General features: G+C 48.6%; 6 protein-coding genes and 1 tRNA gene. 6 read left to right on the forward strand and 1 reads right to left on the reverse strand.

Annotated elements, in window-relative coordinates; translation table 11 throughout:
- Positions 1–18 precede the first annotated feature (18 nt).
- The 3 genes from ABLA33_RS06105 (at position 19) to ABLA33_RS06115 (ending at position 5,164) form a co-directional block, all read left to right on the forward strand.
- Positions 19–1,539, forward strand: coding sequence for an alpha-L-fucosidase (locus ABLA33_RS06105; protein ID WP_315089664.1), 1,521 nt, complete (start codon positions 19–21; stop codon positions 1,537–1,539).
- A 12-nt stretch (positions 1,540–1,551) separates the two neighbouring features.
- Complete coding sequence (locus ABLA33_RS06110; protein WP_347719643.1) at positions 1,552–4,770, forward strand: glycoside hydrolase family 16 protein; 3,219 nt, start codon at positions 1,552–1,554, stop codon at positions 4,768–4,770.
- A gap of 82 nt (positions 4,771–4,852) precedes the next feature.
- The gene (locus tag ABLA33_RS06115) at positions 4,853–5,164 is read left to right on the forward strand and encodes a hypothetical protein (protein WP_347719644.1); all 312 of its coding nucleotides are present in this window, start codon (positions 4,853–4,855) and stop codon (positions 5,162–5,164) included.
- A gap of 133 nt (positions 5,165–5,297) precedes the next feature.
- Here ABLA33_RS06115 and ABLA33_RS06120 read toward each other — a convergent pair.
- A tRNA-Gln gene (locus tag ABLA33_RS06120) sits at positions 5,298–5,368 on the reverse strand.
- Between the two features lie 278 nt (positions 5,369–5,646).
- Here ABLA33_RS06120 and rsfS point away from each other — a divergent pair.
- From rsfS to ABLA33_RS06135, 3 genes are all read left to right on the forward strand, one after another.
- Positions 5,647–6,006, forward strand: a complete 360-nt coding sequence (gene rsfS, locus ABLA33_RS06125) for a ribosome silencing factor (protein ID WP_311490218.1) — start codon at positions 5,647–5,649, stop codon at positions 6,004–6,006.
- A gap of 10 nt (positions 6,007–6,016) precedes the next feature.
- Positions 6,017–8,122, forward strand: a complete 2,106-nt coding sequence (gene ftsH, locus ABLA33_RS06130) for an ATP-dependent zinc metalloprotease FtsH (RefSeq protein ID WP_347719645.1) — start codon at positions 6,017–6,019, stop codon at positions 8,120–8,122.
- A gap of 71 nt (positions 8,123–8,193) precedes the next feature.
- Positions 8,194–9,051, forward strand: coding sequence for a phosphatidate cytidylyltransferase (locus tag ABLA33_RS06135; RefSeq protein WP_347719646.1), 858 nt, complete (start codon positions 8,194–8,196; stop codon positions 9,049–9,051).
- Positions 9,052–9,206 lie beyond the last annotated feature (155 nt).

Consider the following 9,206-nt stretch of genomic DNA (forward strand, 5'->3'; position numbering starts at 1 on the left):
CCCACCTAATCATTTAAAATGAAAAAAATTACTTACTTGTTATCCGCTCTGGCCTTGTCGGCAGCACCGGTGATCAGTAGTGCACAGAGCCAATTCTCTCTGCAATCACAGACACTGACAAATTCCGACAACGAACCAGGACCGGTATTTCCGCTCCCTACCGAACGGCAACTGAAATGGAACGAAACAGAGTTCTACGCTTTCTTCCACTACGGAATGAACACCTACACCAACTTGGAATGGGGTAATGGCGACGAAGCCGAATCTATTTTTGCACCAACAGCAGCCCCCAACCCTGAACAATGGCTCAAAGCAGTACAAGCTGCTGGCATGAAGGGTGGTATTGCTGTTGTCAAGCACCACGACGGTTTCTGTCTTTGGCCTACTTCTTCGACAACCCATTCTGTTGTCAAAGCTGGTAACGCCTTTGGCCGAGAGACCAATATTCCTCGCGATTTCGCAGCAGCAGCTCAGAAATTAGGTTTGAAATATGGTTTCTACGTTTCTCCTTGGGATCGTAACTCAGCGCTTTATGGTACTGACAAATATGTGAAAGATGTTTTCCTCCGTCAGTGTGCCGAATTAGCTACTTATGGTACGGATCAGTTCGAAATGTGGTTTGACGGCGCGAATGGTGGCGACGGCTACTATGGCGGACGCAAAACAACAATTAGCGTTGACCGTGAGACATACTATGATATTCCGAATTTGCGCGACTCTATCCACAAAGTTTGTCCTAACATCATTCTCTGGGGTGTTGGCGGAGAAGCGCGCTGGATTGGTAACGAAGCTGGCTGGGCTGGTGAAACCAACTGGGCAACAGAGAACCTCGGTTATGCACCTGAGCGAAACGGTATGTACGGTACTGAAGATGGCTGGATCTGGTTCCCAGGCGAGAGTGACGCTAAGATGACCGACCAGGGATGGTTCTGGCACAGCAACGAATCTCCACTGAGCGCAGAACGCCTATTCCAGATGTATCTGGAAACAGTGGGACGCAACGCTACACTCATTTTGAACTGCCCACCCAACAAGGCCGGCGTTTTGCCCGAAGCCGATGTAAGAGTACTCAAACAACTCGGAACGATGCTTAAGAATAGACTTGGCAACGACTTAGCTAAGAATGCACACATCGAGGTGAGCAACACACGTACGGCAGGTGCTCATCGCAACTACGAAACAGCGAACCTGACAGACGGCGATGCTAAGACATACTGGGCAACAAATGATGGTGTGAACAATGCCACTATCACGCTGACGTGGGACACTCCTCAAACCGTGCGCTACGTTATGTTGCAGGAATACATCCGCCTCGGACAGCGTATCAAGAGCTTCAAGATTGAAACCTCCACTGATGGCACAACGTGGAAAGCAGCTGCCCCCGGTGTGACCACTACCACTGTAGGTTACAAGCGTATCATTCCGCTCAACGGCTCTACTGCTAATAGTTACGGCAACGGCACGTCTGTTAAAGCAGTTCGCATCACGCTGACAGATTCAAAGGCTTGCCCTACACTCTCCACCCTTTCAGTTTTCTAAGATTCCATAACAATGAAACACCCCATCATATCTGGTGCTTTACTCTGTATGGCAGCACTTCCTGCCACAGCGGTAGCACAGTCCATCAACTTTGAGACTCAGGACTATAAATCAATCGGTGTTTACGACACATGGGAGAACTCTCCTTTCCGTAAAGGCCAACTGCAAGGAAACGTAGCAGTGGTTGACAACCATCTTACTGCAATGGATTCCGTCCTTTCTATTGTTCCCAATAGCTCTGCAAAGATTCTTGGCTTCCAGCGTTCGCGCTATGGTAGCAACACGTTCGGTGCGCGCATCGACTTAAAAGAAACCTTCGAACTTACGCCAGAGACTAAGTACGTACACGTGCTCATCAATAAGCCTGTAAGTGGTCGCGTTATGCTCATTGGTTTGGGTAAACGCAAAGACCGTGCTGGTCAAAATGCTGAGACGGAACAATTCTGGGTTTTCTCCAACAATACGGTAACACCGGATCAGTGGTGCGATGCAGTATTTCCAATCAAGGGTGCTGGCGGCATAGATATTTATAGCCTTGTGGTAGTACCCGATGCAGAGTCTTCTCACACGCGTTCGGCCGACTTTGCGTGCTACATCGACAAGATTGTCGTAAACGATAAGTCGACCTCCGATATCGAGCGCGAGGATTATCCCACGAGCTTTAAGAAAGATCAAACTTACACCCGCGGAGACCGTGGCTTGAAGGCTGTAAAACTGCAAGCTTCTACGATCAATGTGGCGGCTTCTATTACAAAGGGCAAAACTCCTGTTTACTCAGATCTCACCTCTAAGCAGTTCCAGGTGAAACCAGGTCAAACAGTAACTCCAGCCTTCGACTACTCTGGTACATGGATGAGCGGTTACGTTTACCTTGACTATGGACGCGATGGAAAGTTCTCCTACGACATCCAAGCTAATGGTAAACCCGACAACTCCGACCTCGTCACTTATTCGTTCTATAAGAACAAGAACAGTAAGGGAACTTCTGTAAATAATGGTAACACTCTCGTTCAACCATCATTTACGATTCCAGCAAACCTGCCGATAGGCTTCTATCGCATGCGTTACAAGGTGGACTGGGATAATATAGACCCACGTGGTAATGCTTCACACGACAACAACATTGTGAACAACGGTGGTGCAATTGTGGATGTACGCCTCAATGTACACGGCGACAGCGTCAACGTGAACGATGCCAACCGTAATGGTGAGGTATTGGCTGCCGACGGCTCTAAACTCAACAGCTATCGCATTCCGTTCGGTAAGAGTTTCACCATCAAGATGAACCCCGAGCGCGGTTTCACCTATAGCGGTATCCGTCTGCGCCATGGTTACAACTTGGCTGGCGATTCTCTTGTCCACAGCACTCCACAATACGAAGATGTTATCTTCAGAAAGTCACAATTCAAGAAAGACGACACCTTCACTATTCCCGCAATCTATGTTGACGGTGATCTCGAGATTGAAGGGCTCTTTATCAGTAGTACAAGTACTGTTGTAAACGACTACCCCGTAAATTTTGACAAGGCCACAAAGCGTACTCGCACCGACCGCGTTCTCAACGGAGTTGGCTTGGGCGAAATCGCTCACAACGTGGCCAACACTGAACTCATGTACCACAATTTGACGAACAAGTCTTTCATTGCTCGTCAAGGTAGTACAGTAAAGCCTTTTGTTAATTACAGTGCAGGCTGGATGAACGCCTATGTGTACCTCGATAAGGAACAAGATGGAGATTTCAACGTGGAAGAAGTAGGTGCCAAAGGAGCACTCACAGAAAGCACTGATCTCGTATCCTTTTCAGGCTTGACACTGAGCGATCAAACACGCTATAACAGTGCGGGTACTCAACTTGACAACCTGAACACTCTCAACACTCCTGCATTTAAGATTCCTGAGAACCTCGCTGACGGTTTCTATCTGATGCGCTATAAGGTAGACTGGGACAATGCAGACCCTGCTGGCCGCATTGATGAGCAAAACAACATCGTAAACAATGGCGGTGCCATTGCAGATATTCGCGTGCTCGTCACCAAGAGAGAGAAAGTGACCGCTAAAGTTTTTAGCAATCACGGCCTCCTCACTGCTTTCAATGGAAAAGATCTCAACAATGCAGAACTTCCATTAGGAAAAGGCCTCACGGTTTTGGCTAAATCTGAAAAAGGCTACAAACTGACAGGTTTACGCCTGCGCCACGGCATCCTTGGAGGAGACAGCATTGCAAACAAAGTGGCGCAATATGTCGACACATACTTCAGCGCTAACGACCTCAAAGGCGGAATACTGCAACTCAATGGTGGCTACGTTGACGGCGACCTCGAATTCTACCCTACCTTTGAACCAGCAACAGCTGCTGAAGAGGCTGCAGGAGAATACATCCTCGTTTTCGATGATGAATTCAATCAACCCAACGGTACTCAGCCCGACCCTGCACGCTGGACGCGTTCTGTTCGCTACAGCGCTGCTTGGAACCGCTGGATAAGCAACTCCAACGATGTCATCTTCTGCCAAGATAGCTGCCTCGTTGCTCGCGCCATCCCCAACCCCGACAAAAGCACCGACAATGTTGATATGCTTACAGGTGCTGTTGAAACGCGCGGTCTTTACAGCTTTACTTACGGCAAAGTAGAAGTTCGCCTTCGCACCAATCCTCATCGCGGCAATTTCCCCGCTGCTTGGATGATGCCACAACCACCTGCTGAAGGTTGGCCAAAGGCTGGTGAAATCGACATTTTCGAAACTATCGACACACAGAATCGCGCTTACCACACCATACATTCTAATTGGACCTACACGCTCGGAAACAAAAGTAATCCACAGTCTGGTTTCAATGAAGCCGTTAACGTGGCCGACTGGCACGTATATGGTGTAGAATGGGATGCAGAGCGCATCACGTGGACTGTAGACGGACAAGAGGTGGGTAGCTACGCAAAGAGCACCGATCAGAACGCACTCGACAAAGGACAGTGGCCATTCACAAAACCGTTCTACCTCATTCTCAACCAGAGTGTGGGCAACGGTAGTTGGGCCGCTAATCCTGATGTCAACCACGTTTATGAAACTCGCTTCGACTACATTCGCGTTTATCAGAAAGTGCCTACAACGGGTATCATAGAAGTGACACCAAATACAAATAACTCAAACGTAGTTTACGACCTAAGCGGACGCCGCGTGAACAATCCCAGCAAAGGCCTCTACATCGTGAATGGAAAGAAAGTTTACATCAAGTAATTCCCATTTCCCATAATATCTTCAAAGGCTGCCTCAACAAAAGGCAGCCTTTTTTGTGCATGCAAAAAAGGGGTATTCTCGGATGAGAACAAACAATTCGGACGGAACGGAGAATACCACCTCAGCCCTGTTAGACGAATCAGAGACATCGGAGGAGGAAGTCCTCTCAATCATAATTTCCCTTATTATGTTCGTAAATACAATAAGCGCGCTGGCCAACAGCCTTATTCTGTCAGCTGACAGCCTTATTGTATTTTCAAACGCAATAAAGCTACCGACGAACACAATAAAGAGGGACAAAAATAAGCTTCTTCCACCAGAAATCCACATAGTTTTCCACAGGGTTTTCCACAGCCCAAAAATGGACATCCTTATTGTATCTCAAGGCTTTTGAGACTATTGTAGAAAACTGTTTTGAAAAAAGCAACAACCAAATAAACCTATCCGAAAAGAACCAGCAGATACAGATTGACAAATACAAAAAGAAAACCGCTACAAATCGTTTGACTTGTAGCGGCTAAATTGTGTTGGGGTACTCGGATTCGAACCAAGAATGACAGGACCAGAATCTGTAGTGTTACCATTACACCATACCCCAATTCCTTTGAGCTTTCGGGCTTTCCTTCCCGATTGCGAGTGCAAAAGTAGTACTTGTTTTCATAACCACCAAATGTTCCCACAACTTTTTCTAAAAAAAATTGCTGACAGCCTTATTGTATCAGCCTAAAATTTTATTTTCCTCCTTTCGGCACGCTCTTTGTTGATCAGCCCAATAAGCGAAAATCGCAACGTCCTTATTTTATTCCATTATCGGCACAAGGTCGTTCGGAAAATAAGCACTAAATTTGTTCCCCAAATAATTGTACTCAAAAAAAGATGACAGAAACGACCCAACTAGTGGATTCCATCGTTCGAGGAATCCAAGAGAAGAAAGGATTTGATATTATAACAGCCAATTTAACTTCAATTGGCACAGCACCTGCCCAATATTTCGTGATTTGTACAGGCAACAATCCGCAGCAGGTGGAGGCCATCGCTGAATCGGTGGCGGATACCTCTCGAAAGGAAATAGGCGAAAAGCCGGCCGCTGTACAAGGAGAACAGCAAGCCGAATGGATTGCACTGGATTATGGCACGGTCATGGTGCACGTCTTTGTGCCTTCTGCGCGCCAGTATTACGACTTAGAGCATCTCTGGGAAGACAGCGAACTGACGGAGATTCCCAATTTAGACTAACACGCAAAACATGAAACAGAACGGTTCAAAAAATAAGATGCCTAAGTTCAACCTCACTTGGGTTTATCTCCTTATCGTCTTGGGGCTTAGCTATGTACTCTTCACGGGTACAGGCTTTGGCGGCTCAGCAGATAAGGACATCGACTATACTACCTTTAAAGCCTACGTTCAAAAAGGCTATGCAAAGAGTATCACGGTCAATAAGAGCGAGCAGAATGCAAAAATCTTGATTGATAGTGGTCACATCCGCAATGTGTTTGGCAAAGAGAGCGGTAAGGTTGGACAAACTCCAACGGCCACTGCTGGAATCCCCTCTACGGATGATGTACAGGGCTTCTTGGAGGCTGTCAAATATAGAGGCCCTATTCGATACGAGATATCCAATAGTTTCTTTTCAAATCTATTAACGAGCTTCCTCCCCCTGCTGCTCATCATCCTTTTCTGGTTCTGGGTGTTCCGCCGCAGCAGTGGCGACGGCGGAGGAGGTGGCGGCATCTTCAACGTTGGTAAGAGCAAAGCCAAACTCTTTGAGAAAGGCGACGGCGTACACGTAACGTTCAAAGACGTTGCAGGACAAGAGGGCGCAAAACAAGAGGTGCAGGAAATTGTAGAGTTCCTCAAAAATCCAGGGCACTATACCGAATTGGGTGGTAAGATACCCAAGGGCGCACTTCTCGTAGGACCTCCGGGCACTGGTAAGACTTTGTTGGCAAAAGCAGTAGCCGGAGAAGCCAACGTTCCCTTCTTCTCCATGTCTGGGTCCGACTTCGTTGAAATGTTTGTCGGTGTTGGTGCCAGCCGTGTGCGCGACCTTTTCCGACAAGCTAAGGAGAAAGCGCCATGTATCATCTTCATCGACGAGATTGACGCCGTGGGACGTGCCCGTGGTCGCAATGCAGCATTCGGCGGAAATGATGAGCGCGAGAATACGCTCAACCAGTTGCTCACCGAGATGGACGGCTTCGGCACTAACTCAGGTGTAATCATCTTGGCAGCTACTAACCGCGCTGACATCCTTGACCAAGCCTTGCTTCGCGCTGGCCGATTCGACCGCCAGATACATGTAGATCTCCCCGACCTGCCCGAACGCGTGGCTATCTTTAAGGTACATCTCAGCCCGCTGAAGTACGACACCTCTCTCGATATTGAACTCTTAGCTCGTCAAACTCCAGGATTCTCTGGAGCCGATATTGCCAATGTCTGCAACGAAGCTGCGCTCATCGCTGCCCGCTACGAGCACGAGTTGGTGGGCAAGCAGGATTTCCTTGATGCCATCGACCGCATCATCGGAGGTCTCGAGAAAAAAACAAAAGTGATGACAGAGGACGAAAAGAAGGTCATCGCACTCCACGAAGCCGGCCACGCCAGTGTTTCCTGGCTGCTGCAATATGCCAACCCGCTCGTAAAGGTCACCATTGTCCCACGCGGTCAAGCACTCGGGGCAGCTTGGTATCTGCCCGAAGAACGTACCATCACGACGAAGGAACAAATGCTCGACGAGTTATGCTCCTTGTTGGGCGGACGTGCTGCTGAAGAACTCTTCACGGGCCACATCTCGAGTGGTGCACTCAACGATTTGGAGCGCGCCACCAAGAGTAGCTACGGCATGGTGGCTTATCTCGGTATGAGCGATGAACTTTCCAACCTCTGCTATTATAATAATGATGAATATAACTTCTCCAAGCCGTATTCAGAAAAGACGGCCGAGAGAATTGATGCTGAAGTGCATCGCATCATCAAAGAGCAATACGAGCGCGCCAAGAAGCTGCTCACCGAGAACAAGGAGAAGCACGCTCGCCTAGCCCAGTTGCTCGTGGAGCGTGAGGTCATCTATCGCGAGGACGTAGAGGAAATCTTCGGTCCGCGCCCATGGAAGAGCCGCGGCGACCAGTTGCTCGAAGAACAAGAGGCAGCCAATCGAAAGAAGGCTGAAGAAATAGCTCAACAACACGCCATGGAGAAACAAAAAGCTGCTGAAGCATCCAATGCTCCACTGCAGGAAACACCGCCCACTCCTCCAACCACTGCTGACAGTGAGCTTCCGCCCATTCCAGTAGTTCCTCCTGTCGCCGAAGAAAGTCCTTCCACTGACCATCAGGACGAAGAAAAACAATAACAAATGAGTTCCGCAGAAATGCCGTAAGGTGCTTCTACGGGACTTCTCTATTTTATACCCATCTGCCCATAATGAACAATTTAGTTACGCGCGCCATCACTGGCACACTCTTTCTTTTAGTCGTCATCGGGTGTATCATCGGCTCGGCTCTATCTTTCACGCTGCTCTTCGCCCTTATCACGGGAGTAACGGTGTGGGAGTTCGGCACCAACGTCAATAACCACACGGGAGCTAACGTAAACCGCCTCATCAGCACGACGGCCGGAGTCTATCTTTTCTTTAGTTTCGCCTTCGTCATGTCGGGGATAGTCGATATCAAAGCTTTTATCCCCTATCTGCTCACTATCCTCTATCTCCCCATTAGCGAACTTTATCTCAAAGACGAGAACCCGCTGCGAAATTGGGCTTATGCCTTTGCTTCTCAGCTCTATATTGCCCTACCGTTCTCTATGCTCATCGGCTTGTCTCAATTTAGTCAAGCCATTTTTAATGGGGACAGCACGAAATATTGGGTACTCCCGCTGAGCGTTTTCATCTTCATCTGGACGAACGACACTGGAGCATACTGCTGCGGAAGCCTGCTCCACAAGCGTTTCCCTGCAAAACTCTTCGAGCGCGTCTCTCCCAATAAGAGTTGGGTGGGAAGCATTGGTGGCGGAGTGTTCTGTCTCATTGCAGCCGTACTATTGAAAACAGCCTTTGGTGGTAACATGACGGTGCCCCAATGGATGGGACTTGCACTCACTGTATGCGTGTTCGGCACTTGGGGCGACCTCGTGGAGAGCCTCTTTAAGCGACAACTCGGCATCAAGGACAGCGGCAATATTCTACCAGGACATGGCGGTATGCTCGATCGCTTCGACAGTGCCCTACTCGCCATCCCCGCCGCCACCATCTATCTCTATTCGCTCGAAGCCTTCTGCTATTGATCATTCTGAGCCTCCTCGCTCCTTGAGAGCAAAGGAACTCGGCTCACTCCATAAACAACGCCACGCTTCCGATTCAAAGAATCAGAGGCGTGGCGTTGTTATTATTTGAGAAATGAGTCGAAACGATGAGCTGAACTATTTCAAGAGTCGCTTTG

The sequence above is a fragment of the uncultured Alloprevotella sp. genome, from assembly GCF_963536905.1.
Lineage (GTDB): Bacteria > Bacteroidota > Bacteroidia > Bacteroidales > Bacteroidaceae > Alloprevotella.